22 protein-coding genes are annotated in these 24671 nt (G+C 71.4%); 10 read left to right on the top strand and 12 right to left on the bottom strand.

All coding sequences use genetic code 11. The annotated features are described in order from the left end of the window. Positions 1-295: 295 nt before the first annotated feature. A complete protein-coding gene (locus tag ABTZ99_RS08215) occupies positions 296-1030 on the bottom strand; it encodes an SDR family oxidoreductase (protein ID WP_498783114.1) in 735 nt (244 codons plus the stop codon). A 114-nt stretch (positions 1031-1144) separates the two neighbouring features. On the opposite strand from ABTZ99_RS08215, the gene ABTZ99_RS08210 reads away from it, so the two are divergent. Beyond that, entirely contained in the window at positions 1145-1819 is a 675-nt protein-coding gene (locus ABTZ99_RS08210; RefSeq protein ID WP_498783116.1) for a TetR/AcrR family transcriptional regulator, read from the top strand. Between the two features lie 482 nt (positions 1820-2301). Continuing rightward, on the top strand, positions 2302-3651 hold the full coding sequence (locus ABTZ99_RS08205; protein WP_498783118.1) for an MFS transporter: 1350 nt from the start codon (positions 2302-2304) through the stop codon (positions 3649-3651). Between the two features lies 1 nt (position 3652). Here the strand turns inward: ABTZ99_RS08205 and ABTZ99_RS08200 are convergent, their stop codons facing one another. Beyond that, complete coding sequence (locus ABTZ99_RS08200; RefSeq protein ID WP_498783120.1) at positions 3653-4291, bottom strand: TetR/AcrR family transcriptional regulator C-terminal domain-containing protein; 639 nt, start codon at positions 4289-4291, stop codon at positions 3653-3655. Between the two features lie 66 nt (positions 4292-4357). Between ABTZ99_RS08200 and ABTZ99_RS08195 the strand changes: the two genes are divergently transcribed. Genes ABTZ99_RS08195 through ABTZ99_RS08185 form a run of 3 tightly spaced genes read left to right on the top strand, consistent with a single transcriptional unit; the run spans position 4358 to position 7748 of the window. After that, positions 4358-5317: a zinc-binding dehydrogenase gene (locus tag ABTZ99_RS08195; RefSeq protein WP_499609423.1), complete on the top strand. Its 960-nt coding sequence runs from the start codon at positions 4358-4360 to the stop codon at positions 5315-5317. Between the two features lie 35 nt (positions 5318-5352). Continuing rightward, positions 5353-6564, top strand: coding sequence for an FAD-dependent monooxygenase (locus tag ABTZ99_RS08190; RefSeq protein ID WP_499609420.1), 1212 nt, complete (start codon positions 5353-5355; stop codon positions 6562-6564). Positions 6565-6569: 5 nt separating this feature from the next. Continuing rightward, positions 6570-7748, top strand: coding sequence for an FAD-dependent monooxygenase (locus tag ABTZ99_RS08185; protein WP_499609418.1), 1179 nt, complete (start codon positions 6570-6572; stop codon positions 7746-7748). Positions 7749-7892: 144 nt separating this feature from the next. Here ABTZ99_RS08185 and ABTZ99_RS08180 read toward each other — a convergent pair whose 3' ends face one another. Together ABTZ99_RS08180 and ABTZ99_RS08175 are read right to left on the bottom strand one after the other, a co-directional pair. Next, positions 7893-8741: an NAD(P)H-binding protein gene (locus ABTZ99_RS08180; protein ID WP_498783128.1), complete on the bottom strand. Its 849-nt coding sequence runs from the start codon at positions 8739-8741 to the stop codon at positions 7893-7895. Continuing rightward, the gene (locus tag ABTZ99_RS08175) at positions 8738-9181 is read right to left on the bottom strand and encodes a nuclear transport factor 2 family protein (RefSeq protein WP_499609415.1); all 444 of its coding nucleotides are present in this window, start codon (positions 9179-9181) and stop codon (positions 8738-8740) included. The genes ABTZ99_RS08180 and ABTZ99_RS08175 overlap by 4 nt, the downstream gene beginning before the upstream one ends. A 128-nt stretch (positions 9182-9309) precedes the next feature. Between ABTZ99_RS08175 and ABTZ99_RS08170 the strand changes: the two genes are divergently transcribed. Then, positions 9310-10131 (top strand): helix-turn-helix transcriptional regulator, encoded by an 822-nt coding sequence (locus ABTZ99_RS08170; RefSeq protein ID WP_499609413.1) that lies wholly within the window; start codon positions 9310-9312, stop codon positions 10129-10131. 171 nt (positions 10132-10302) lie between these two features. Here ABTZ99_RS08170 and ABTZ99_RS08165 read toward each other — a convergent pair whose 3' ends face one another. From ABTZ99_RS08165 to ABTZ99_RS08155, 3 genes are all read right to left on the bottom strand, one after another. Then, a complete protein-coding gene (locus ABTZ99_RS08165; protein WP_499609410.1) occupies positions 10303-11535 on the bottom strand; it encodes an FAD-dependent monooxygenase in 1233 nt (410 codons plus the stop codon). Next, on the bottom strand, positions 11532-13079 hold the full coding sequence (locus ABTZ99_RS08160) for an MFS transporter (RefSeq protein WP_499609407.1): 1548 nt from the start codon (positions 13077-13079) through the stop codon (positions 11532-11534). The genes ABTZ99_RS08165 and ABTZ99_RS08160 overlap by 4 nt, the downstream gene beginning before the upstream one ends. 574 nt (positions 13080-13653) lie before the next feature. Beyond that, a complete protein-coding gene (locus tag ABTZ99_RS08155; RefSeq protein ID WP_499609701.1) occupies positions 13654-14502 on the bottom strand; it encodes a helix-turn-helix transcriptional regulator in 849 nt (282 codons plus the stop codon). A 95-nt stretch (positions 14503-14597) separates the two neighbouring features. Between ABTZ99_RS08155 and ABTZ99_RS08150 the strand changes: the two genes are divergently transcribed. Continuing rightward, positions 14598-15347, top strand: a complete 750-nt coding sequence (locus ABTZ99_RS08150; RefSeq protein ID WP_499609404.1) for an SDR family oxidoreductase — start codon at positions 14598-14600, stop codon at positions 15345-15347. 32 nt (positions 15348-15379) lie between these two features. Then, positions 15380-15589, top strand: a complete 210-nt coding sequence (locus ABTZ99_RS08145; RefSeq protein WP_499609401.1) for a 4-oxalocrotonate tautomerase family protein — start codon at positions 15380-15382, stop codon at positions 15587-15589. Between the two features lie 321 nt (positions 15590-15910). Here ABTZ99_RS08145 and ABTZ99_RS08140 read toward each other — a convergent pair whose 3' ends face one another. The 5 genes from ABTZ99_RS08140 to ABTZ99_RS08120 form a co-directional block, all read right to left on the bottom strand. Continuing rightward, on the bottom strand, positions 15911-16921 hold the full coding sequence (locus tag ABTZ99_RS08140; RefSeq protein ID WP_499609398.1) for an NAD(P)/FAD-dependent oxidoreductase: 1011 nt from the start codon (positions 16919-16921) through the stop codon (positions 15911-15913). Between the two features lie 602 nt (positions 16922-17523). Further along, complete coding sequence (locus ABTZ99_RS08135) at positions 17524-19311, bottom strand: condensation domain-containing protein (protein ID WP_499609396.1); 1788 nt, start codon at positions 19309-19311, stop codon at positions 17524-17526. Positions 19312-19316: 5 nt separating this feature from the next. Continuing rightward, positions 19317-19463: a hypothetical protein gene (locus ABTZ99_RS08130; RefSeq protein WP_499609394.1), complete on the bottom strand. Its 147-nt coding sequence runs from the start codon at positions 19461-19463 to the stop codon at positions 19317-19319. 342 nt (positions 19464-19805) lie between these two features. Beyond that, on the bottom strand, positions 19806-22202 hold the full coding sequence (locus tag ABTZ99_RS08125; RefSeq protein ID WP_499609391.1) for a VIT domain-containing protein: 2397 nt from the start codon (positions 22200-22202) through the stop codon (positions 19806-19808). Continuing rightward, complete coding sequence (locus ABTZ99_RS08120; protein ID WP_498783151.1) at positions 22199-22870, bottom strand: MerR family transcriptional regulator; 672 nt, start codon at positions 22868-22870, stop codon at positions 22199-22201. Before ABTZ99_RS08120 ends, ABTZ99_RS08125 begins: the two co-directional genes overlap by 4 nt. Before the next feature lie 307 nt (positions 22871-23177). Between ABTZ99_RS08120 and ABTZ99_RS08115 the strand changes: the two genes are divergently transcribed. Continuing rightward, positions 23178-23357: a hypothetical protein gene (locus ABTZ99_RS08115; RefSeq protein ID WP_499609388.1), complete on the top strand. Its 180-nt coding sequence runs from the start codon at positions 23178-23180 to the stop codon at positions 23355-23357. Between the two features lie 619 nt (positions 23358-23976). Continuing rightward, a partial coding sequence (locus tag ABTZ99_RS08110) for a glycoside hydrolase family 27 protein (protein ID WP_499609385.1) occupies positions 23977-24671 on the top strand: 695 nt, incomplete at its 3' end.

Genomic DNA, 24671 nt, shown 5'->3' with positions numbered 1-24671 from the left:
CCGACGGCGGCCACGGGATGGTCGACCTGCCCCGCAAGGCCCACGACCTGATGATCGTCGGCGCTGGTCAGCGGCCAGGATCGTCGACGAGGAGCACCGCCGCCATGGCCTTCCTCGCCTCCGAGCAGAGCAGCTTCATCACCCGTTCAAGCCTGTACGTCGACGGCGGCTCGAACCAGATCCCAGTTCCGACGCCGCACACCCGGCAAGAATGGCGACCTCGCCGACGCCGGGGCCGCCATCCCCTCGACGGGAACGCTCCCGCGGACGGGCGCGAACACACCGTCGTCCGTGGTCAGATCTGGCCGATTCCGCCGTCGACGGGGAGGTCGATCCCGCTGACGAAGCTCGAGTCCGCGGAAGCGAGGAAGAGCGCCGCGGTGGCGATCTCGTGCTCGGCGCCGAGGCGGCCCACGGGTACCCGCGCGGCGATCTGTTCCTTGAACCCCGGCGGGAGGTCCGCGAACGCCGGGGTGTCGATCGCGGCAGGACTGAGGACGTTGACCCGGATCCCGCGCTCCTTCAGGTCGGTGGTCCAGGTCCGGGCGAACGACCGCAGCGCCGCTTTGCTCGCGGCGTACACCGTCGTTCCCGGATCACCCTTCTCCGCGGCGCCCGAGCCGATGAGCACGATCGAGGCGCCGTCGGACAGCAACGGCAAGAACTTCTGCACGGTGAAGAACGTCCCCCGCACGTTCACCCCGAACACGGCGTCGAACGACTCCTCGGTCACATCCCCGATCGCCTCGTTCCACGTCCAGGCCCCGGCGCTCGCGACGAGAACGTCGACCCGGCCCAGTTCGGCCGCCACGACATCGACCAGGCGGACCACGTCGGCGATCTCACCGACGTCACCGACCACACCGGTCACATCGTGGCCGATCGCGGCCACCGCCGCGTCCAACCGGTCCTGACGACGGCCGGTGATGACCACGTGTGCACCCTCCGCGACGAACAACTTCGCCGTCGCCAGTGCCAGTCCGGAGGTCGCCCCGGTGATCACCGCGACCTTCCCACCGAGCTTCGCCATGTCACTCCCCCTGTCTCAAAATGATGGTGCTCTCATTTTCAGTGCTTGCCGAGCCTATGAAAGATGAGGGAACTCTCAAAGTTGAGACATGTCACATTTTGTTAGGCTGGCCGCATGCCCTCCAGCAAGAACCCGCCGCCCACTCGTCGGGACGCCCACCGCAACCGCGAGCGGCTTCTCGAGTGCGCCCGGCGCGCGTTCGCCGAACGAGGCGCCGGGGCCGCCCTCGACGGCATCGCACGGGAGGCGGGTCTGGTGACCGGCACCCTCTACCGGCACTTCCCGACACGTACGGACCTGCTGTGGGCCGTTCTCGAACCGAAGCTGCGCCTCCTGCTCGACGAGGTACGGGCCTTGCCCGACCTGGAGCACCCGTGGGAGGCGTTTCGCAGCCTGTTGGAAGTCCTGTGTTCGGCCCAGGCCGGGGATCGGGCGTTCGGCGACTTCCTGGCGAAGCGGTTTCCCGCCGACGACCGCTCCGAGGCTGTGCACAGCGAGATCTGCGCACTCGCACAACGCGTTCTGGAGCGGGCACAGGAAGCCGGCGCCGTGCGCTCGGACGTCACCGGCGCCGACCTCTTCGTGTTGTTCTGGGCGAGCGGTCGAGTCGCCGAGGCCACGCGGCACGTTGCCCCGTCGATGTGGCGGCGGCACGTGTACCTGGCGATGGACGGGTTCCGGGCCTCGAACCGGCTCGACCTGCGGGAGCCCGCCTGGGACGCAGACCAGCTCTACCGGGCGATGGCCGTGCCCGGAGAACAGGCGGTCAGGACTTCCACGGCGAAGTAGCCCTCGGCGGCGAAGGAACCACCTTCGCCAGGGACCGTGCCGGAGGCGGAGCGACAATCGGCTTCACCATCGCCACCGCACGACTTCTGCCTGGTTGCCGACTTCACTGGTGCGTTGACCACTTGGTTCGCCGGGTTGGCCAGGCTGCTCGCGGGCGGCCCTGCCGTTGTCGGCGTTCGCCGCGGAAGCGGGCTCGCCCGCGAGCGTCCTTCACCGCGCTTGACACCTTAACAATGTTCAGGCACGGTCGACGCCAGACGAGGTGAACAAAGTTAAGGAGTCTCTGGTGCGCGCAGCAGTGGTCAGCAACCCGGACGCGCCGCAGACCTAGCGCTCCCCGGAACCGGAGAAAGAAGCCCTCGATGCGGGTCGGGTGTTCCCGGCTGCGCCTACCTGGAGAACTCATGGTGCAAGGCACGTCGGTAGCGCGCTCGTCGGGTGTCGCGGAAGACAGGTGGAGCGGTCGACTGGTCGGCTGGTTGATGATCCTCGTCGGGGCGAACCTGTTGGCCGACGTGGTCATCGTCGCCCCGCTGCTGGCGTTGCCGGACATGATGCGGCACTTCCAGACCGACCAGGCCGCGTGGCTCAACTCGAGCGCGATGCTGGCGGGTGCGATGTGGGCGCCGTTGCTCGGTCGCACCGCCGACATCCACGGCAAGCGCCGGATCCTCGTCGTCACCATGCTCGTCACGCTTGCGGGATCGCTGGTCTGCCTGGTCGCGCCGAACGTCGTCGTCTTCGTGCTCGGGCGGTTCCTGCAGGGGGCGGCCATGGGAGCGGTGCTGCTCACGGTGGCGATCACCCGCCAGGTCTGCACCCCACGGGTCGGGATGGCCGCCGTCGGCGTCGTGACCACAGGCGCGTCGGCACTGGGGATTCCCGCGATGTTCCTGCTGAACCCGGCGATCGACGCGTTCGGCTACCGGAGCGTCTTCGTCGTCGCCACCGCTCTCGCGATGGTCTGCGCGGTCACCGTGCGGCTGTTCGTCCCGGAACCGCCGATCCGCTCCGGCGGGTCGGTCGACGTCGCCGGGGCGCTGCTGCTCGGTTCCGGTCTGGTCGCGGTGCTCGGTGGCGTCAGCATGGGCCCGGACGTGGGCTGGGCGAACCCGGGTCTGCTGGCCGCGCTGGTCGGCGGCGTCATCGCGCTGGTCGCCGGGGTGCGGCACGTGCTGCGGGTCCCCGAGCCGATCGTCGACCTGCGTGGGCACAGCGGGTCGCTGGCGTTGACGCTGGGAGCGGTGGCGCTCACGGCCGGCGCGGTGCAGAGCATGCTGCAGCTGAAGAGCCTCGTCGCGGAAGTGCCGCCCGAGCTCGGCCTCGGCTACGGCCTCGGCGGTGGCGACGTGGTGCTCGCGTTGTTCGTGCTGTCCGCGGTCGGGATCATGATCGGCGGTCCGGTGTCGGGTGTCCTCGCGTCCCGGATCGGTCCGGCGCGCACGCTGCTCGCCGGTATCGCGGTAGGCCTGCTGGCCACGTTCGGGATGCTCGTGGGCGTCTCGGTGCTCCCGGTCGGGCTGGTCTGCGCCACCCTGCTCGGTGTGGCCGCCGGCGCGGGCATCGCCTCCAGCTTCAACCTGGCGACCGTCTTGACGCCGCCCGAAAACCACGGTGCGATCGGCAGCCTGGTGGCGGTCGTGCTCTGCGTCGGGTCGGTCGTGCTCAACGTCGTCGGCGTGATGGTGCTCAACGCGACAGCCACCGACACGCTCGTCGCGGAGGTCGCCGCGAACTCCCTGACCGGGGTGCGGCTCTACATCCTGATGGGTGGCGCGGCGCTCGTCGCGGCCGCGGTGCTCGCGACGGTGCTGGTGCGCAGGCGCGGGTGAGTCAGGCGATCGGCCGGGCGGCGATCCCGTCGAGGACCATGCCGAGGTGCCGTTCGAACCGCTGGTCGCCCTCGTCCTGGAGGTGCCCGGCCCGCTTGACGAGTGACGCGCCTTCGCCGAGCCAGGCCTCGCGCGCGGTGACCGAGTAGCGCGTCGGATCGGTCTCGGCGGATTGGCGTCGTTCCTGTTCCTCGATGACGAAGCCGACGACGAACGCGGTGACCAGGTCGACGGCGTCGTCGGCGTGGTCGGGCTTCCAGCCGGCTGCGGTCCAGCGCTCGAACAACGGCTCCTTCATGCGGACCACGTCCGGGTCGGTGATCCGGGTGCCGCTGAAGATGCGGGCCCCGTCGCGGTGGAGCAGGTACTCCGAGCGCAGCACGCGGGCGTAGGCGGTGAGGTCGTCACGCCACCCGTCTCCCGGCGGGATCGCGGCGAAGGCGCCGGCCACGCGGCGCATGACCTCGGTGGCCATCTCGTCGAGCAGTTCCTGCTTGTTGCGCACGTGCCAGTAGAGGGCGGGGGCGCGGACGTCGAGCCGGGCGGCGAGCGCGCGGACGGTGAGGGCGTCCATGCCCTGGTCGTCGAGGAGTTCGAGCGCCGCCGTGACGATCCGTTCCCGGGTGATGCCCTTGGTCATGGTTGACACCTTAACGGCGTTCAGGCACGCTGGACACATCCTTGAACTAAGTTAAGGAGCCGGGAAATGCGTGCTGCGATCGTCACTGCCCCCGATGCGTCACCCGTCTGCGGTGACTTCCCCGACCCGGTGATCCCGCCCGGTCACGAGCCGCTGCACCTCGTTGGGGCCGGCCTGCACAACATCGTCCGCGGGCTGGCCACCGGCCGGCACTACGGCCGCGGCCAGATGACGTATCCGCTGGTGCCTGGCATCGACGCGGTCGCCCGCACCGGTGACGGGCGCCTGGTCTACACCGGCTACGCGCGTCCGCCGTTCGGGACGATGGCCGAGCGGCTGGTCGCCCCCTTCCAGGCGGAGGTGCCGGCGGGGGCGGATCCGCTCGCGATCGCCGCGGGCATGAACCCCGGCCTGTCGGGCTGGATGGTCCTCACCGCGCGGCGCAAGGAAGTGGGGACGTTGGGCACCGTGCTGGTGCTGGGCGCCACGGGGATGTCGGGCAGTCTTGCGGTGCAGGGGGCTTTGGCGCTCGGGGCGGAGCGGGTCGTCGCCGCCGGGCGCGATCCGGAGGCGCTGGAGCGACTGCGCGGCGCGGGAGCGGCGACCGTGTCGCTGGCCCACGACGGACCCGACGGCCTGGAGAAGGCGCTGGCTGATGCGGTGTCCGAGACGTCGCCCGGTCTCGTGCTGGACTACCTGTGGGGACCCGTCGCCGAGGCCACCTTCGCCGCGCTGGGTCGCGGCGGCGAGGACGCCGAGGCAGACACGGCCTACGTGCAGATCGGCTCGCTCGCGGGCCTGGAGGCGTCGCTGCCGGCGGACCTGCTGCGCAGCAGGCGGATCCGCATCACCGGGAGCGGCGTCGGATCGCGGTCCGCCGAGGAGATGCTCGCCGAGGCGCCCGAGGTCATGGCCCGCTTCGCCGACGGGTCCCTGCACCTGCCCTACACCGCTTTCCCGCTGAGCCGGGTCGGTGAGGCGTGGGCGCACACCGGCCGCAGCCGCGCCGTCGTCGTCCCGGACTGAGCCATCCCGCAGAACGTGATCGGAGGGAGGAAGCCATGCAGAAGAGGGCACTGGTGGTGGGGCTCGGGATCGCGGGGATGTCCGCGGCCATCGGGCTGCGCCGGGCGGGGTGGACGCCGGTGATCGTCGAACGAGCAGCCGAGCGTCGGACGGAGGGTTACTACATCTTCATGTTCCCGGAGGGCGTGCGGGCCGTGGCCGACCTGGGGATCGCCGAGCACCTGCACACCCGCAACCCGGACTGGCGACCGGGCGGGAACTCGTGGTCAGTGGATCGTCGGGGCAGGCGGAGACCGGTTCTGGGCTTGCTGGACGCGCCCGGCGGGCTGGCCGCGGTGCTGCGCGGCGACATCGAGGCCGCGTTGTGGCAGGGCATCACCGGCGACGGGACCGAGGACCCGGTCGAGGTGCGGTTCGCGACCACTCCGGTCGAGATCACCGAGGGCGCAGGCGGGGTGCAGGTCCTGCTCGAGGACGCCGGCAGCGGGCAGCAGTACCGCGAGGACTTCGATCTCGTGGTCGGCGCGGACGGGATGCGCTCGAGCGTGCGCCGGATGGTGTTCGGTCCGGACGAGGACTACCTGGCGAACTGGAAGGCGATGATCTGCGCGTTCCAACTGAAGGAGCAGGTGCCCTCCTACGAGGCGAGCGACAGCATCATCGTCTCGCGCCCCAAGCGTGCGATGTGGGTGTTCGGACTCGCCGACCACGCGCCCTGCGCGTGGCTGACCTACCGCACCGAGGACATCCCGGACCGGTTCGCCGGGCCGTCGATCGAGCAGGTGCGCGCGGCCTTCTCCGGGATGTACGACAACCCCGTGGTGCGTCACGTCCTGCACTCCCTGGAGCAGGCCCCTGACCACGTGTTCGACTCGATCCACCAGGTGAGGATGCCCCGGTGGAGCAAGGGTCGGGTCGTGCTGGTGGGCGACGCGGCGTGGTGCATGAACACCTACTCGGCCATGGGCTCCTCGTCCTCGCTGCGCGGCGGGGCCGCGCTGGGCGTGGCCCTGCGGGAGCACCCCGAGGACCTCGCCGCCGCTCTGGACGCCTGGGAGACCCGCCTGCGGCCCTACATCACCCGCCAGCAGCGCTCCGCACGGATCAAGCAACAGAGGTTCGTCCCGTCCAGCCGCCCGGTCGAGGTGCTGGTTTCGGGTGTTCTCGAGCTGATCCGCAGGGTCGTCCACCGCCGGATGGCGGCGGAGTACACCGCATCGTCGGCCCTGTCCGGCACGGCGCGGTGACCGCCATGCGGAAGAGGGTGTTGGTGGTGGGGCTCGGGATCGCGGGGATGTCCGCGGCGATCGGGCTGCGCCGGGCCGGGTGGACGCCGGTGATCGTCGAACGGGCGCCCGAGCGGCGTACCGGGGGCTACTTCGTCGGGCTGTTCCCGGAAGGCCGGCGGGCCGCGGTCGACCTGGGCATCGCCGACCACCTGCACACCCGCAACCCGGAACGGAAGGCGGGCGCGAACACGTGGTCGCTGGATCGCCGGGGCAGGCGCAGGCCGGCCCTGGGATTCCTGGACCAGCCCGGTGAACCCGCAGCGGTACTGCGCGGGGACATCGAGGCCGCGCTGTGGCAGAGCAGCACCGGCGTCGAGGTGCGGTTCGGGACCACTCCGGTCGCGATCACCGACGGTCCTGCCGAAGTGCAGGTCCTGCTCGAGGACGCCGGCACCGGGCAGCGGTACCGCGAGGACTTCGATCTCGTGGTCGGCGCGGACGGGATGCGCTCGAGCGTGCGCCGGATGGTGTTCGGTCCGGACGAGGACTACCTGACCAAGTGGAACGCGATGATCTGCGCCTTCCAACTGAAGGAGCAGGTGCCCTCCTACGCGGCGAGTGACAGCATCATCATTGCGCGCGCGAAGCGGGCGGTGTGGGTCTTCGGGCTCGCCGACCACGCGCCCACCGCACTGCTGACCTACCGGACGACGGACATCCAGGACCAGTTCGGCGGGTCGCGGGTCGATCGGCTGCGCTCGGTCTTCTCGCGCATGGACGATCCCGTGGTGCGGCACGTCCTGGACTCCCTGGAAGAGGCCCCGGACCACCTGTTCGACTCGGTGCACCAGGTGCGGATGCCCCGGTGGAGCAAGGGCCGGGTCGTACTGGTGGGGGACGCCGCGTGGTGCTTGAACCTCTACTCGGGCATGGGTGCCACGTCGTCGCTGCGCGGCGGGGCCGCGCTGGGCGTGGCCCTGCGGGAGCACCCCGACGACCTCGCCGCCGCTCTGGACGCCTGGGAGGGCGGGCTGCGGCCGTTCATCACCAAGCACCAGCGCACCGCGCGCCTCAAGCAGCAGATGTTCGTCCCCTCCAGTCGTCGGGCCGAGGCGCTGCGCTCGGTCCTCCTCGGTCTGGCCCGCAGAATCCGCGGCCGACGGCAGGCGGCTGAGGCGGCGCTGTCCGGCACGTCGCGGTGAGGACGACGTCCGCGTCGAGGAGGAGAGGGGATCCGCCATGACAAGGCGTGACGCCACGGCTTGGGGCACCCGCGCAACCAGCTCACCAAGCCGACCAAGCGGCTTCCCTTGCCGGCCTGAGGCAACGGGCACCCAGCCCCGTGGTCACTTCCCGCGCCATTCGTCCGCGTGCTCCGAGACGAACCGCGCGAAGGTGCGGGGCGGCCGGCCGGTCAGGTCGAGTACCGTCGTGCTGACGCGGTCTTCCCGCCCGCGCCGGATCCCGTCCTCGACGGTCGCGAGGGCAGCGGCGAACTCGGCGGGCAGTCCGGCGGCCCGGTAAGCCGCGGCCTGCTCGTCCGGCTCGATTTGCCGCACCCGGATCCGGCGGCCCGTCTGGGCGGTGATGGCTTCCGCGGTGTCGCCATAGCTCAGACCCTCGGGCCCGGTGAGCAGGAGATCGTCGCCCGCGGCGCGGACTTCGGGATCCCCCAGCAAGGCCGCTGCGGAAGCCGCGACGTCCCGGACGTCGATCCATCCCACCTTGCCGTCGCCGGCCGCGGTGCGGATCTCGCCGAGCCGGTGGATGCCTTCCCCCAGCGGGTGCGGGCGCAGGAAGTTCTGCATGAACCCCGACGGGCGCAGCACCACCCAGCCCGGCTCGGCCCGCACCTGTGCCGCCAGTTCCAGCGCGCTGGGCGCGTTCGGCAGGACGATGGCGGAACCGAGCAGCACGACCCGGCGCACGCCGGACCGCCGGGCCTGGCGCAGGAAAGGCCCGGCCAAGGGCAAGGGGTCGACGCTTTCCACCGGGGGAACCAGGAAGACGCGATCCATGCCGCGCAGCGCGGCTTCGTGCGTGCTCGGGTCCTCCCAAGCGAATCGGATCGCGTCGGGATCGCCGGCGGAGGGGCGCCGGCTCGCGATCCGCACCGGTACCCCCGCCCCGCGAAGCCGTTCGACGAGTGCCGCACCGGTCTTCCCGGTGCCTCCGGTCACGAGCACCCCGGTCACGAGGCACCGTCCGGGTCGAGCGAAGCGATCAGCTCGGGCAGCCGCCCGGCCGCGCGAGCCGTCGCCAGCGGACTCCAGTAGTCGCGATACACCGTGATCCGGTCATCGCGCACCGTCAGCACGACGACGTAATCCAGCCGGTAACGCTCGCCGGTGCGAACCGTGCGGCCCTCGGCCGTCCACTCGATCACCGCGGTATCCGCGTCCTCGGTCGGACGCACGGTGAGCGCGGCGACTTCCCGCATATCGAGCAGTTCCGGGTATCCGGCCAGGTAACCGCGGACTTCTTCGCGCCCCATCAGGCGCCGCGGCGCATCGCCGGCGGCGAAGGGGAACTCCGCGGTGCCATCCACAGCCCAAAGATCCGCGACAGCGTCCATCTCCTTCTTCAGCATCAGGTCGAGCAGACGCCGGAAAACTTCCTCCGGTGCACTGGGCACGTCATCCTCCTCGGGAACTCTGCTTGCCGGACCAGCGTGCCCAGCAGGCAAGCACCCGAGGAACCCACGCTTCAGCCCCGGACTGCCAGGGGGAGGTCAAGCCGGACGCCGCCTGGGATGATGGCGGTGTGTCCGGACAAGAGCTCGCCGATTTCCTCCGCCGCCGCCGGGAGAACCTGCGACCGGAGGCCGCCGCGCGGGCGCACGGACCGGGGCAGCGTGCCCGGCGCACCCCTGGTCTGCGCCGCGAGGAGGTGGCGGCTTGGGCGCAGGTGTCGGTCAGCTACTACGAGCGGCTGGAGCAGGCACGTGCCTCCCGCCCGTCTCCGCAGGTGCTCGACGCGCTGGCGACAGCCCTTCAGCTCACCGGAGCGGAGCGCGAGCACCTGGCCAGGCTGGCCGGCCAGATCCTGCCCGACGCGCACAGCGAGCCCGAGCGAATCCCCGATGGAGCGCGTGCGCTCCTCGACCGGCTCGGCGCCATTCCGGCCTACATCGTGAACAGCAGGCAGGACATCGTCGCCTGGAACCGCGCGGCGGTGGCCTTGATCACGGACTTCGGCCAGTTGGCACCCGGCGAACGCAACGCCGTCCGGCTTGCCCTGGTGCTGGCCGGCACCCTGTGCGACGCCGCACCGGAGGCGGAAGCGACGTTCGCGCGGCAATCCGCCTCGCAATTGCGCACGGCCGCCCTGAAGCACCCCGCCGACCGCGAGCTGGCTGAACTGATCAACGAGTTCGCCGCCCACGACGCCGATTTCGCCGCCGGCTGGCGTGACCACGACGTGCGCCCCATCCCCGCCGTCCGCAAGCGGGTGAAGCACCCGGCTTTGGGAGAGCTGGAGCTGGATCGGACCACCCTGCTGTTCCCGGGCGCCGGACACACCCTGGTGATGTACACGGCCGAGCCGGGCAGCTCGAGCGCCGCCGCCCTCGATCGCCTCAGCTGACGAAAGAGCAAAGAGCCCGCAGCCAGGATCGAAACCCCGGCTCCGACGAAGGACGCGGCACTGCGGCGGAGCCGGCTCGCGTGACGGACCGGAACCCCGCCACCGTGCACCGGCAGCTCGGCCGACTGCGCTCGCGGCGTACTGAGCCGGCCCTCGACCGGCCGTTGTCGATCAGCTGGTGGAGGGCTTCAGGGGCATGAACTCGGGCAGCGTGAGGGCCGAATGAGCCGGTCGCGGCTCGGCGGAGGGCGTGGTGCCGAGCTTGCGCAGCCTCTCGTTGCGCTGTTCCAGGGCCTGAGCGGTGGTCGGGAAGAGCGTGGCGCCGCCCTCGCCGACCAGCCCCTGGTTCGCGGCCACGAACTCACGCGTGCCGTCTTCATAGGCGGCGAGCCCGGTGGTGTGGTCCCGCCCGGCCAGGGAACCGGCGAGCATGTACGCGCCGACGAGCGCGAGGCTGGAGCCCTGTCCGGTGAGGAACGAAGGCGCGTACGCGGCGTCGCCCGCCAGCGCGACCCTGCCGCGGTGCCAGCGGGGCATGCGGATCTGGCTGACACCGTCGAAGAACACGTCGTCCGCCTCGTGCATGGCGGCCAGCATTCCGGGGACCTCCCAACCCGCGTCGGCGAAGACCTCGGCGACGAGATCCCGTTGTGCTTCCGGGTTCGCGAACACGTCGGACGGCGGTTCCGGCCGGGCGAAGTTCAGGAAGGCGTGCACCTCGTCGTCCTCCCCCACGGCGTAGAGCGCCGCCGACCGGCCCGGGGTGTTCCACATGACGGTCTCGTGGGAGAGCCCGAAGGTGTTGCGCATGCGGAACACGGCGAAGCAGTAGCCGAGGTACCGGCGGAACCGCTCTTCGGGGCCGAACACGAGTTCCCGGGTCCGGGAATGCGCACCGTCCGCACCCAACACCAGGTCGAACGTGCGTTGGCCGCCGCCGCGGAAAGTGACGTCGACCCCGTCGCCGGACTGGACGAGGGTGTCGACCGAGTCGTTGAACAGGAACTCCACGTCGTCGCGGACCGCCAGGTAAAGCGCGTCGGTCAGGTCCCCGCGCCGCACCTCCAGGTCCCTTCCCCTCGCACCTCCGGTGACCGCGTGCGGGTGGACCGAGGCCACCTCACCGCCGTTCCCGTCGAGGAAGGTCAGCCGGCGCAGTTCGATGTGCGCGTCGCGCAATCGTGGGAGAATCCCCATCCTCCGGACGACCTCCAGCGCGGTGCCGCGGACGTCGACGGGATAACCACCGCTGCGAACCGCAGCCGCCCGCTCCACCACCGTGACCGCGTATCCGTAGCGGGTCAGCCAGTACGCGAGCGTGGGACCGGCGATGCCGGCACCGGAAACCAGCACCCTGCCCTTCGGGGTGCTGCGAACGTCGTTCAGGTGAGTGGTGAAGATCATGCCTTGACTCCCTTGTGCATGGTGCGGGTGACGAGCAGGGCCAGCGCCGTGACGGCGCCGGCGATGACGAATCCGGTCATGTACGACGATTCGGCCGCCACGTCCGACCCCGACGGGGTCCCGGCGGCGAGGAGCACGCCACCGAACATCCCGCCCGAGGCCATCCCGAGCACGCGGGTCACCAGGATCAGGCTGGTGGCGACGCCGGTCTCGTTCGGCGCGACGGAGGTCGCGATGCCCGTCGTCATCGCGGTGACGACCAGGCCGTTGGCCAGGGCGACCAGTGCCTTGCCGACCACGAGGTGCCACGCCTCGGTGTGCACGACCGCCATGCCGACCAGGGCCAGGGTCATGATGACGACCCCGGCGGTGGCCACGGCACGTGAGCCGGAACGCCGCTCCCAGCTCCCGCCCACCGGTCCGGCCAACGTCGCGACCACGGTGCCGGGCAACAGGAACAAGCCGATCTCGGTGGCACCGGCCCCGAAGCCATACCCGTCACCGGGCGCGCTCCACAGCTGCGTGACGAGGAAGATCGCCATCGAGGTGCCGACGCAGATCATGAACGTCGCCACGCCCGACTTCCACATCATGGGCCGGGCCAGCAAGCGCAGATCGATCAGCGGCGAGGCCGCGCGACGCTCGACGGCGATCCAGCCGGCCACCAGTGCGACCAGCAGCACGACGAGGCCGCAAAGCGCGAGCGGCTGCGAAGCGAGGTCGAGCGCGAAGTCGATCGTGAGCATGAGCGTGATCAGCACCCCGCTCAACAGGACCAGCCCGGGCCAGTCGACCCCGGCGTCGCCCGACCCGTCTGCCGAATCCGCCGGCACCAACCGGTTCACGAGAAGGGTGGCCACGATGACGGCGATCGTCGGCAGCGCGAACATCCAGTGCCGGGACAGCTGTTCCGCCACGGGCCCGGCCAGCAGCATGCCCACCATCCCGCCTCCCACGAACAGGCCACTGACCACGCCGATGGCCGCCTTCGACTCTCCTGCGGACAGGTGCTTGCGCACGACGATGAACGACAGGGGCAGCGCGCCGACCATCGCGCCCTGCAGGACCTGGCCGGCCAGCAGCACGGGCAGACTCGGCGCGAGTGCGGACACCACGCCGCCGACGCACACCACGATCATCAGCCGGACCAGGACACGTTTTCCGCCGTAGCGGTCGCCGAACCTGCCCGCCAACGGTGTGACGAGTGCGCCGGTGATCGGGAGCAGGATGCTGAGCAGTGCCCCTCCGGTGGGCCCCATGCCCAGTTCGCGTTGCAAGAGCGGCACCGTCGGCTGCACCACCGACTCCAGGGCGCCACTGGCGAGGGCCAGCATGCCGAGAGCCCCGACCGCGGCCCTCCCGGCCCGCACCGGAGCAGCCAGGGTGGTGGTCATGGGAATCCTTTCCGTGACGGGAAAGTGACCTTGCGGACGGCCGTCAGCCGAACCGCGTCGGTCCTGTTTCCGCTGTCGTGCAACGTTTCTTCCCGCCGCTTCGCCGTCCGGCCCGCCGCCGGACGATTCCGCCACCAACCCTGTCGCCAACCGCGGTCCCGCACATCGTTCGCCCGGATCGTCTTCGCCTGGTGCGCACGGACCAGCCCGGCCCGCTCCTGGTGCGGACGCACTACACGCGTACGGGCGGCCGTCCCTGGACGTGGGGTTGTCCCCTGACGCCGACAGCGTCGGCCGTGATTCCGGTTCGTGGCGAGACGCGGTTCTTCGCATCCTCAAGCTGAACGGTCGAGTGATGTACACCGACGGCCGCTCACGGCCGATGAACCCTTCACCGTTCGCGCCCACGTACAGCGCGCCATGACCAACCTGGAGGCACGCGACCGCGCGCAACTCGTCGTCATCGCCCACCAGACCGCTCTGGTGACCGGAACGGGGAGTCCCGCCTGGACGAGGGAGTCATGACTGTCGCGCAACCGCACGGCGGCCAGATCCATGCGCCAGTTCGCCAGACGTGCGAGCTGACGAGGAGTTGCCGTGGACGAACAGCCGCCGTGGCCTGCCGGCGCAGATGTCCCTATCCACACCGGACCCGGAGGCCGCCCCTCATTCCAAGATAATCCGACTCAGTGTCGGACCTTTCGCACCACGCAGGGCAGTACAACTAGTCGGGGTGCGGCGTGAACTCCTGGGTGCCGATGACGGCGAGCAACTCCAACTTGTCGACGCTGTCGGTGCCCAGCGCGGGGGTGAACCACAGCAGGCGCTGACGACCGTCCTCGCTGAACAGGGTGAGGCAGTTGACCTCGACCAGGCCGAGCGCGGGATGGGCGATGCGCTTGCGGTCGTCGCGGCGGAACGCCACGTCGTGCTCGGCCCACAGCCCGGCGAACTCGGCGGAGCGGTCGAGGAGTCCGGCGACGAGCGCGCTCGCCCCGGTGTCCTTGGCGTCGCGGCGAGCGGCGGCGGCCCGCAGGTCGGCGGCGAACGCCTTGGATTGGGCCGGGTGGTCCTCCTCGGGGTAGAGCCGCCGCGCCTCGGGGTCGGTGAACCAGCGGTAGACGAAACTGGCTTCCTCGCCCCGGAAGTGGGACTGGTCCCCGAGCAGCGCGATGGCGAGCGGGTTCTGCACGAGCGTCACGTGCAGGTCGGTGATCACCTGCGCGGGGGTGGAGGTCAACCGGGTGAGCAGGTCGAGCATTCCGGGGTGCACGTGCGAGCCCGCGCCGCCAGGCGGCACCGGCCGGTTGGCCAGGTGGTAGAGGTGGTCGCGCTCGTCGGCGGTCAGGCGCAACGCACGCGCCAGCGCCGCCAGCATCTGTTCCGACGGCTGCGACCCGGCTCCGCGTTCCAGCTCGTTGTAGTAGTCCACCGACGCCCCGGCAAGGTGGGCGACCTCCTCTCGGCGCAGTCCCGGCACGCGCCGCCGCGGCCCGGAGACCAGTCCGACCTCCTCGGGGCGGATGCGCTCACGCCGCGAGCGGAGGAACGCGCCCAGCTCGGCGTACTTCATCGAGTTCACGTCCTCCAGTCTGCAGTGGAGCGGGCCACGGACACAGGGGACGGCGTCCCCTGTCACCGGTCCGCACGGTCCTGCACGGTGGAGGCATGACAAACACCGACCCCACTGTCGGACGAGTCGCCATCGTCACCGGGGGTTCGCGCGGCATCGGTCGGGCGGTCGCCCGCAGGCTCGCCGCGGACGGACTGGCCGTCGTCGTCAACTACGCCGGGGAGGACAACGCCGCGGCGGAGACCGTGCACGCGATCACCGCCGCGGGCGGGAACGCGACCGCGGTCCGCGCCGACGTGGCCGACGAGACCGCGGTGGAGGAGCTGTTCGACCGCACCGAGAGCGAGTACGGGGGCGTTGACGTCGTGGTCAACTCCGCGGGCCGCCTCGCCCTGTCCCCCATCGCCGAGCTTGATCTGGACGTGCTGGACCGGTTGCACCGCGTCAACATCCGCGGCGCCTTCGTCGTCGCGCGGCAAGCCGCTCAACGGCTGCGCACGGGCGGCGCCTTCGTCAGCTTCTCGACCTCCGTGGTGGGCACGCAGTTCCCCGGCTACGGCGCGTACGTCGCGAGCAAGGCCGCGGTCGAGGCGATCACCCTGATCCTCGCCCGCGAGCTGCGCGGACGCGGGATCACCGTCAACACGGTCGCGCCCGGCCCGACGGCCACCGAAATGTTCCTGGACGGCAAAACCGAGGAACAGGTGGCGGCGCTGGCCAAGGCGCCACCACTGGAGCGACTGGGCACCCCGGAGGACATCGCGGGCGTCGTCGCCTTCCTGACCGGCCCCGAGGGCCGCTGGGTCAACGGCCAGGTCCTGCGCGCCAACGGCGGCCTGGTCTGACACCGCACTGAACAACAACGAGGAGAACACCTGTGCCATTCGCCAACTTCAAGGTCCCCGCGGGCACCATCAGCGCCGAGGACAAGAAGAAGCTCGTCGAGCGAACCACCGAGCTGTACGTCGAGATCTACGGAGAACGCGCCCGGCCGACCACGGTCGTGCTCGTCGACGAGGTCGAGGACGGCGGCTGGGGCGTCGGGGGCCACGTCCTGACCGCCGCGATGCTCAACAGCAACGCCTGACACGCCCCGCGTACGTCGGCGGACGGCCTGACGTCCCACCGGACGCCGGGCCGTCCGCCGACGGCTCGCCCCCGTTCGACGGACACCAGAGATCCGCAACTGCGTGCGCAACCCGACCTCCGGTCCAGGTGTTCGGCTCCGTGGTGGAGGTGCGGACCGCCGTCGAGCGCGGCGAGGTGAGCGCCGGCTGGGCAACCGCCTTGTGGCACGCCGAGGAGCGAGTGAAACGCCTGCGGCGCCGACCACTCGAAGGTCGTGGGCGAAGCGGGCTCGAAACCCACGCCGGCCGCGTCCGACCACCTGCCCGTACCCGCGCGAGGTTCACCGGTTGCCGCCCAGCGAGACGGGCATCGGCAGCTCGGCATGTCCGTCCGCCGACGGTGCGGTGCCGTGGTGCCGGCGCGCGGCCTGCAGGTAGTGGTCGAGCTGGCACAGGCCGTCGTCGGGGCGGTAGGTGAGGGCGTCGAGCACTTCGGGGATCAGGGCGACCGGATCGGTCAGTCGGTCGTAGATCTGTTCGGCGGCCTCCCGGTGGCGGCGGGCCATGATTCCGGGGTCGAGGAAGTACGGCACGCGGAGGCCGGCGTCGACCGAGGCGTCGACTTCATGCCTGATGAACACCTCGACGGACTCCTCGACGGTCGTTCGCTGAATCGGGAGGCGTTCCACGGCGAAACAGCCGAAATGCGGGTCCCCGGCGGCTCCGCGCAGGAGCACGTCGGTGACGTGGCGGGCGATCACCGGCGAGCTGTGGAAGCCATCGCGGTAAGTGCCGGTGGCAAGCACCAACCCCGCGTGCGAGGCGACCGTGCCGATCAGGGGAAACCCGTCGAGGGCGATGGGACGCCGCCCGGTTGACCACCGCGTGATCTGGGAAGTGCCAAGCCGGTGATCGAACTGCTCGCAGGCGTCCTTCAACAAGCTGAAGGTGACTCCCACACCAGGGCCGGCGGCAGGGTGGAAGTGGAGGATGTTCGTCGCCCCGATGTACTCGTGGCCGCGCTCGGCCAACGGGACCAGGTGTATCCCGCACCCACCGACCGCGTTGGGGGTGCGCACCACGTGGGCGAAGCCGGGGAAGGCCCGGCGGCGGGTCTGCACCGCGAGTCCGGTGCTGTGCAGCAGCGGCGGGACGGAGCCTGCGGGCAGTCGCTCGATGAACTCCTGGGTGAGGCTGCCTGCGGCCGGCACCACGTTAGGTGCGGCGATCGACTCCCCGCCGGCGAGGCGCACACCGCGTACACGACCGCCGGCCGCGTCCAACTCGTGCACGGTGGCGGGGATGATGTCGACGCCGTTCGCGCGCACCGCATCCTCCAGCAACGCGAGCACCGCTCTGCACGGGCAAGGGCTGTGGAACCTGCGCGGACCGCGTGCCCGCGGTAGTGCCCGGTAGCCATGACCCGAAAACCTTCGCATGCGGATGTGAGTGTGGTCACCCGGGCCAGGCTCTGGCGGGCCACCGGAACCTCCGTACACATTCGGTTGATGCGACATGCCGAGGCGAGGTGAAGCGGTGCCGCGGAATCGTCACGTCGCCTTCAACCCGGCCGGCCGGGCCAGGACCCGTGGCGCCAACTCCGACGGGACGAACCGGTTGTCGACCCAGCGGTCCCGTGCGTCGGGCTTCATCGAGGCGTAGAACTCTTGACACCCCACAGGGCCATGTCGGCGCCGCCGGCCACCCGGCAGGCAGGTGCGATTGCGGCACGGAGCGGTCCAGGGGCCACCACGCGAGGTCCGGTGACCCGGTCGCGTCCGAAGGACGTCGTCTCGGTCAAGCGGCAGCAGATGGGCTCCGATGGCGCGCGTCAGCCCGATCGCAGCCGCCTCCAGCTCCCGGCACACGGCCGACCCGCAGGTGACAACGAGCGGGACCGGCGGACCCGGGCAGTCGACCGCCGCGATCGCCTGCGGCCACCCGAGCCCAGCGTTCAGAGCTCGACCGGCGGTGCGGGTGCGCGTCCCGTGCCGGTGTGGCGGGGGGCGGGCCAGGAGGCGAGGTCCGCCGGGTCGGTCGGGGCGGTGGGGCACAGGACGTAGTGGCGTGGGGTGAGGACCGCCGGGTGGTCGGGAAGTGCGGCCATGCAGCGGGCGTGGGCCTGTTCAGGGGTGCTGACTTGGTCCGTGATGGTCACGTAGGCCACCAAGGGGTGACCGTTGGCTTCGGCGAAGACCCGGGTGACGGCCGGGGCCAGGGCGTCGTCCAAGAGGGACTGGACCTGGCGCAGGTCGACCCGGCACGAGTCGAGCAGCAGCCAGTTCGCCGAGCGCTCGGCCGTCGGCAACCCGATGAGGTCGTGCATCCGCGCGGTGGTCAGGTCTTCGTGTGCTGCGGCCACCAGGACGCGCTCGAACGCCAGCAGCAGTGACTCCGCTTCCTGACGCGGGACCACGCCGTCGTCCTCGACCCACAGGTCGAGCACCAGCCGCTCGTCGAGTTGGTTGAGGTTGAAGCGGACCGGTTTCGCGTTGCGCTGCACCGGACGCCAGCGCAGCTCGGTGTGGGCGAGTGCGGCCCGGAGTTCGTCGGTGCCGGGCAAGGCGCCGGGCGAGGTACCGGGACCGGGCTCGGGGGCGAGGTTGTTGAACAGCGGTTCGTAGCGGAACAGCAGGCCGCGTTCGTGGGCTATCCGCTCGTCCAGCCGGGCTCGTTCGGCCGCGTCGTACCGGGCGTGCCTGCTGGCCTCCAGGACCGCGGTCCACGTGTGCGCGACCAGCGCGTCGAAGTCGCGCCCGGCGACGCCGACGGAGGCGATCGTGCCCTGGGCCAGCGAGCCGACGTAGTCGAGCAGGTGGCGGTCGAAGCGGTTGCCCGACATCAGGGGCAGCACGATCTCCTCGTCGCCGGTGCGGTGGGCCAGCACAGCGCAGATCGCGGCCAGCACGACGCTCTGCCGGCTGGCGCGGGTGCGGGCCGCCACCCGGCGCACCGCCGTGGCGGCGGCCGGTGAGGACAGCTCCACGGCCAGCGGATCGCCGCCGGGGCTGGTGTCGGGCATGTGGTAGAGCAGGCGGGGGATCTTCGAGGTCTGGCGCTGGAGGTAGACCTGCGCCGCCCGCGCCCGGCGCCGCTCGGCGGGGGTCGCCTCCAGTCGCGCCTGGTCCAGTGGCTGGTGGCGGGGTGTGCCGACGTGCCGGCGGGAGGTGTCGCCGACCAGTTCGGCGAACTCGCGCCGCAGGACCTCGATCGCGCCGTGGTCGACCGCCATGTGCGAGAACGCGCCCGCGCACGCGATGACCCTGCTGTCCTCGTCGGGAGAGACCGCGACCACGACCCGCATCGCCGGCCGATCCGGGTCGGGGTTGTCGCGCAGCAGGCGGAGGAGCGTCCCCGCCACCGACGTGCGGTCGCGCGGACCCCACCGGCCCTGACCGAGCACCCAGACCTCGAGCGGGAGCGTGCCGGACGCCGCGACCAGCTGCCGCTTCTCCTCGCCGAGGTCGTAGGAGGTGCGCAGGGCCTCGTGCCGCGCGCCCAGCACGGCGATGGTCTCGACCACGTCGTCCACCGAGGCGACGGCCGGCACCGGGAGCTCGACGCAGAGCACCGAGTAGAAGTGGTCGGAGACCTGGCTCAGCCACTGCGCGATGTTGAGCTGACCGAGGGTGAGCGGCCCCTCGGCCTCCCGCGAGCCGGTGACGGGTACCTGGATCGTGCGCTGCGGTGTCAGCCGCACCCGCTGCCGGCGGTGCTGCCCCGGGTCCGCCACGACGGTCACGGTGCTCACCCCACCCGGTCGCGGAAGGCGGCGGCGAGGCGCGTGACCGATCCGACCTGGGAGGACGGGAGGACGTGATCACCCCAGTGGACGGCGAGGTGGTGCCACGACGCTTCGTCGTGCACCACGAGGTCGGGCGTCGGCGGTGGCATGCGCCCCATCCTCCGTGCCGCCATGGGCCGCAGTCCATAGGGCGTGGCGAAGGAGCGCGCCGGACGGGAGCAACTCCGACCGCGCCCATGGGTACGGTCACCTTGGCGTTCTGACAGGCGTCGGTGAAGGCCCGGTAGCTGTACTGCCGCACTTGGACGAGGGGCGCTCGCCGGTTCGGGTGATCGGCCGGTGTCCCCGACCTACGGCGCGACTTCGGGGCCGTTGCCCTCAAGTGCCTGACCGCGATGACGGGTCGGTTCCGCGCCGCGACAACAGGCAGCGTCGTCTGCGGCGGACCGTTCCCGGGGCGGGGAGGCGGGCTCCGCCCCGGGAACGGGAGGTCACCGCTTCCAGAACGGCTTGCGCCGGTGGGGCTCGGCCGGCCGGGATTGGCCTGACGGGGGTTCGGCCAGGGTCTCCAGCGTCGCGATCGCGTGCCGCAGGCGGCGGTCGACCTCGGTGGGATCGGTGGTGGGCACGGCGAGTTCCGCGGCCAGGTCCGACAGCGTCCGCAGCGCCTCGGCGGGCGCGCCCGCGGCCCGCCACGACGCGAGGTGGCGGCCGATGGCCTGGTGCAGGCGCTCGAGCAGGGCAGCAGCCGGTTCTCGCGCTTCGCGCAGCCCGGTCAACGCCTCCGCGGCGAACTCCGCCGGCGCGGGGACGGGCGGCGCGGGTGCGACGGGCTTGGGTGCTGCCAGGTCCGCGCTGCTCGCCACGGCCGCTTCGAGACCGGCACGGGCCCGCGTCTTCCGCGCGCGGGGTGCCGCCGGGGCCGCGGCGGGGACGAACGGCATGGCCGCCATCGGCGCCCCGGCCACCGGCATCCCGGCCGGAGCCGCGCCGTAGCCACCTCCGCGGGCGAACGCGGGGACGGACGACCAGCCGTCGGGCAGTTCGACCGGCTGCGTCACCCGCCGCACCCGACCGCCCTCGTTGACGACCCGTTCGTCCACCGCGACGAACGCGGTGAACCGGGACAGCACGCCGTGCTCCAGCGATGTCCTCACGACCTGCCGCTCCAGGGCGTCGAGGTCGCCCGCGCCCACGACGTAGCGGTCCTCCAGGTCGCGCACCCGAGCCCTGGCCCACAGCGCGGCCAGCCCGGCGTTGTCGCTCGCCACCGCCACCACCCGCTGCCGCCACCCACCCGAGCCGGTGACCTCCACCGCGCCCGACGGCTCGCCCGCGTACCTGCCGGTGACCACGACCGGGACGCCGGGGAACAGGTCGGGCAGCGGCGCGGGGGCCAGCGACCCCTCCTCCACGGCCAGGCCGTCGGCCCGCACCGCCAGGCCGGTCAGCACGGGCGCGCCGATGCGGTGGTGGATGGCACGCATGGCCTCGTCCAGCCGGTCCTCCGACTCGACCAGCTCGCACCGGCCGGTCGAGCCCGCGAGTCGTTGCAGGAACGCCGCGTTGACCGCGCGGTCGATGCCGACGGTGTGCACCCGCACGCCCGCCAGGCTCGTGGCGACCTCGCGCAGCAACCGGTCCTCGTCGCCCACCTGGCCGTCGGTCACCAGCACCAGCACGCGTTCCCGATCGCCCTCCGCGCCGAGCAGCCCGGCCGCGCGCTGGAGGGGGTTCAGCATCTCGGTGCCGCCCCGGGCCTCCAGGCCGGCCAGGAACTCCACCGCGCGGTAGCGGTTGCGGTCGGTGGCCGCGACCAGGCCGGCGGGCAGCTCGTCCGGGCTGTCCAGCCGGTCGTCGAACGCCAGCACGGCGAACCGGTCGTCCGCGCGCAGCGAGTCGACCACGCGGCTCGCGGCCCGGCGCGCCGCGACCACCTTCCAGCCGTGCATCGAGCCCGACCGGTCCAGCACCAGCACCACGTCCCGGCTCGGCAGCCGTCCGCCGGCCGCAGGGGGCAGCACGGTCAGCGCGAACGTGCCGCCCTCGCCGTCCTCGTCCGGGCGCACGGCCAGCGAGGTGCGGACGACGTCGGCGTCGGCGAAGCGCAGGCGCAGCAGGAAGTCGCGGTCCACGCGCGCGCCCGGCTCGACCCGCACGCGGAACCCGCCGGCGGTCTCCTCGGTGACGGTGGCGTGCAGGCTGGCCGAGGGTTCGGCGGGTGGCAGACCGGCCAGGTCGACGTCCACCACCAGGGACAGGCGGACCGGGTTCGGGAAACCGGGCAGCAGCACCGGAGGGCTGATGCGGGAGGCGTCGGGCACCGCGTCGGTGTCGTGGGCCACGCCGTCGCCGACCTGGTCGCCGGGCAGCGGGGTGCCGGGGACGTAGCGGGGTGCGACGACCAGCGGCAGGCGGTACTCGGCGGTGTCGTCCTCGTAGGCGAGCACGCCCACGATCGTGAGGCGCACGGTGATCCGCTCGCCGGGCACGATGTTGCCGACGCGCGTGGTGAACACGCCCGGCCGCTCCTCCTCGGCGATGGCGGCGCGCTTGCCGTCGGAGACGGCCTGGTCGTAGTCGGCCCGCGCGGCCGCGCGTTCCTTGAGCATGCCCTCCACCACGCGGCCGTCGGCCTCCACGCGCAGCGCGGTCACCGCGGCACGGGCGGGCAGCGGGAAGACGTAGGTCGCTTCGAGGGGGTCGGGGTGCGGGTTGTGGAAGGTCTGCGTGATGGTGGTGCGCGAGGCCAGCCCGGTGATGGTCGCGTGGACGTCGACGGCTTCCAGCGGGAGGTTGCCACGCTCGGTGCGCAGGCAGCCCAGGCCGTCGTCCTCGGTGGGCCGGGTGGCCCCGACGTCTCCCACGACTGCGATGCGGGTGCTCATCCGTTGTCCTCTCCAGTGGTCGGGGCCAGACCCGTGCGGGCGAGCAGGTCGAGCAGGGGTGCCGCGGCGGTTTCGATGGCGGCGAGTTCGGCCGCGTCGGGGACGCGGTCGGCAGCGTGGAGCACGAGGGTGACGCCGGGTCCCAGGCGCAGACCGGGCACGACCCGGGTGACGCCGGCGGCCGGGGGCGCGGAGGCCACCGGTGCAGGAGCGGCCGGCGGCATCACTGCGGGTGGCGCGGGTGGCGACGACGCGGGCCGGTCGCGCCAGAAGGCCCCGCTGCGGGACGCCGCGGCACCGTCGTCCGACCGTCCCGCAGGTTCGGCTCGTCCAGTCGGCTCGACCTGCCGCGTCACCCCGGCCAGCTCGGCGAGCCTGCCGTCGTCCGCGCCCACCACCACCGCCTGGATCTCCGCCAGCGTGTGCCCCGCCGCCTGCAACTTCTTGACCGCGACCACCTGGAGCAGGTGCCGCCGCCCGTACAGCGCGGCGCGTCCCCGGTACGCCACCGGCCGATCCACCAACCCGATGGTCGTGTACCACCGGATGGCGCGCCCGTTCGGCAACTCCCGCACCCGGCCGCTCCGCTGGCCGCCGTAATCGTCGGCGAGCAGCGCGGCGACCCGGTCCGGCAGCTGCCCGATCGTCCACAGCTCCTCGTCGCTCACGACACGACTATAACTGACACTGTCAATATGACAGTGTCAGCTTCACCTCCCCGTTCGGTTGGCCGCGACGACGTCCCTGTTGTCGGCGAGTGCCGGGCTCCTGCTTCTCTCGGCGAGAGACCCGCGTCCGAGTGGTGGATCAACCCCGCCGTGATCGGGTGGCCTGTGTGCCCGCGGGTCCACAACGCCATCTCCAGCGCGGTGCGCATGGAGGTGTCGGCCTTGGGCGACGACGGCGATAGACGACTCGAACGGCATCCCGGCCAACCCGTACACGCCCGAAGAGGTGTGCGGCACCGGGTACCGGGTGATCGACTCCCGACCGGCCACTTGGAACGGCAAGGCCTACGGCGGTGTCCACCTGCTGCACAAGTCGGGCGGCTACAAGTACTACGCCGTGGTCCGCGGGTACGCGCCGTACTGCACTCAAGTACGCGGGCTGGACCGGAGCAGCGGTGGCGACGAGCGGATGGGCTGGTGCTCGTAATCCGGCCGTCGGCCGCGCAAAAGCTCCAAGGAATCAATCTTGATCCGCGCACTGATCTTTACAGTCGGGGCCCTTGGCGGAGATTCTTCGACCATCGCCGCTGCCCAGAACGCGCGCGTGCCGGGGAACCGGGTGCATCCCCGCCTTCCGCCTGCTCGGCAACCGCACGGCCAGCCCCCGGTGACATCCAGGCGGTGGATGCACCGACCGTTGCCGGTCGACGGGCGCTCCACGTCCGGCTGACACCAGCGTCGTTGCTAAATGTTAGCGCTAACCAAGGTTCACCTGACAGCGCTGTCGCCGACCTTCATGAGACCTCCATCCGAACGGCGAATCACCCGCATTGCCGTACACCTCCTCCGCAGAGACCGTCTTGTGAGCGTGAACAATGAGTGCCACACTGTCTCCGTCGAAGCCTGCGCCGCTGACGGAAGCCGCCACGTCAAGCCCGCCGGCGGATTGTCGAACCCGGAATTCCGGAGCAACGGGCAGCACAGTGCCCGGCCGTGCGGCAGCACGGATGGCAGCCGGAACGTCGTACGCACCGAGGAGTGAGATCAAGGTGACCGCAACACGACTTCCCCGTTCTCGCAGGGCGGCAACGCTGTTAGCGGCAGGCGTGCTGCTGCTGTCCGCGTTGACGGCGGTACTGCACACGTCGTCCGCGCAGGCGCTGGAGAACGGCGTGGCACGGACGCCGCCGATGGGGTGGAACTCGTGGAACACGTTCGGCTGCAACATCAGCGAGACGTTGATCCGGCAGATGACCGATGCGATGGTCAGCTCCGGCATGCGTGACGCGGGCTACGAGTACGTGGTGGTGGACGACTGCTGGATGAACCCCAACCGGGACTCGTCGGGCAACCTCCAGGGCGACCCGGGCCGGTTCCCCAGCGGCATGAAGGCGCTCGGCGACTACATCCACGCCCGAGGGTTGAAGTTCGGCATCTACCAGGCGCCGCTGGCCGAGACGTGCGCCCAGTACTTCAACTCCTACCCCGGTTCGACCGGGGCGCTGGGCCACGAGGAGCAGGACGCCCGCCAGTTCGCCGCGTGGGGCGTGGACTTCCTCAAGTACGACTGGTGCTCGCCCAGCGGCACGATCGACGACCAGGTGCGCACGTTCGCGAAGATGCGCGACGCGCTGCGCGCCACCGGCCGCCCGATCGTCTACAGCATCAACTCCAACAGCATCCACGACAAGACCGGGCCCCGGCGCAACTGGGGCGACGTGGCGAACATGTGGCGCACCACCGAGGACATCACCAACAAGTGGGACACCGGGCAGACCAACGGCTACCCGATGGGCATCCA

This window comes from Actinosynnema sp. NPDC002837 (genome assembly GCF_040295345.1).
Classification (GTDB): Bacteria; Actinomycetota; Actinomycetes; order Mycobacteriales; family Pseudonocardiaceae; genus Actinosynnema.
Note: the sequence above shows the minus strand (reverse complement) of the source record. Positions and strands in the feature narration are given on the sequence as shown.

Coding starts and splice junctions, on each gene's coding strand:
- ABTZ99_RS08195 (WP_499609423.1), top strand. CDS start 4,358: ATGCGTGCTGCGATCGTCACTGCCCCCGATGCGTCACCCGTCTGCGGT.
- ABTZ99_RS08130 (WP_499609394.1), bottom strand. CDS start 19,463: ATGCCACCGCCGACGCCCGACCTCGTGGTGCACGACGAAGCGTCGTGG.
- ABTZ99_RS08155 (WP_499609701.1), bottom strand. CDS start 14,502: ATGAAGTACGCCGAGCTGGGCGCGTTCCTCCGCTCGCGGCGTGAGCGC.
- ABTZ99_RS08125 (WP_499609391.1), bottom strand. CDS start 22,202: ATGAGCACCCGCATCGCAGTCGTGGGAGACGTCGGGGCCACCCGGCCC.
- ABTZ99_RS08215 (WP_498783114.1), bottom strand. CDS start 1,030: ATGGCGAAGCTCGGTGGGAAGGTCGCGGTGATCACCGGGGCGACCTCC.
- ABTZ99_RS08200 (WP_498783120.1), bottom strand. CDS start 4,291: ATGACCAAGGGCATCACCCGGGAACGGATCGTCACGGCGGCGCTCGAA.
- ABTZ99_RS08210 (WP_498783116.1), top strand. CDS start 1,145: ATGCCCTCCAGCAAGAACCCGCCGCCCACTCGTCGGGACGCCCACCGC.
- ABTZ99_RS08205 (WP_498783118.1), top strand. CDS start 2,302: ATGATCCTCGTCGGGGCGAACCTGTTGGCCGACGTGGTCATCGTCGCC.
- ABTZ99_RS08150 (WP_499609404.1), top strand. CDS start 14,598: ATGACAAACACCGACCCCACTGTCGGACGAGTCGCCATCGTCACCGGG.
- ABTZ99_RS08190 (WP_499609420.1), top strand. CDS start 5,353: ATGCAGAAGAGGGCACTGGTGGTGGGGCTCGGGATCGCGGGGATGTCC.
- ABTZ99_RS08185 (WP_499609418.1), top strand. CDS start 6,570: ATGCGGAAGAGGGTGTTGGTGGTGGGGCTCGGGATCGCGGGGATGTCC.
- ABTZ99_RS08165 (WP_499609410.1), bottom strand. CDS start 11,535: ATGATCTTCACCACTCACCTGAACGACGTTCGCAGCACCCCGAAGGGC.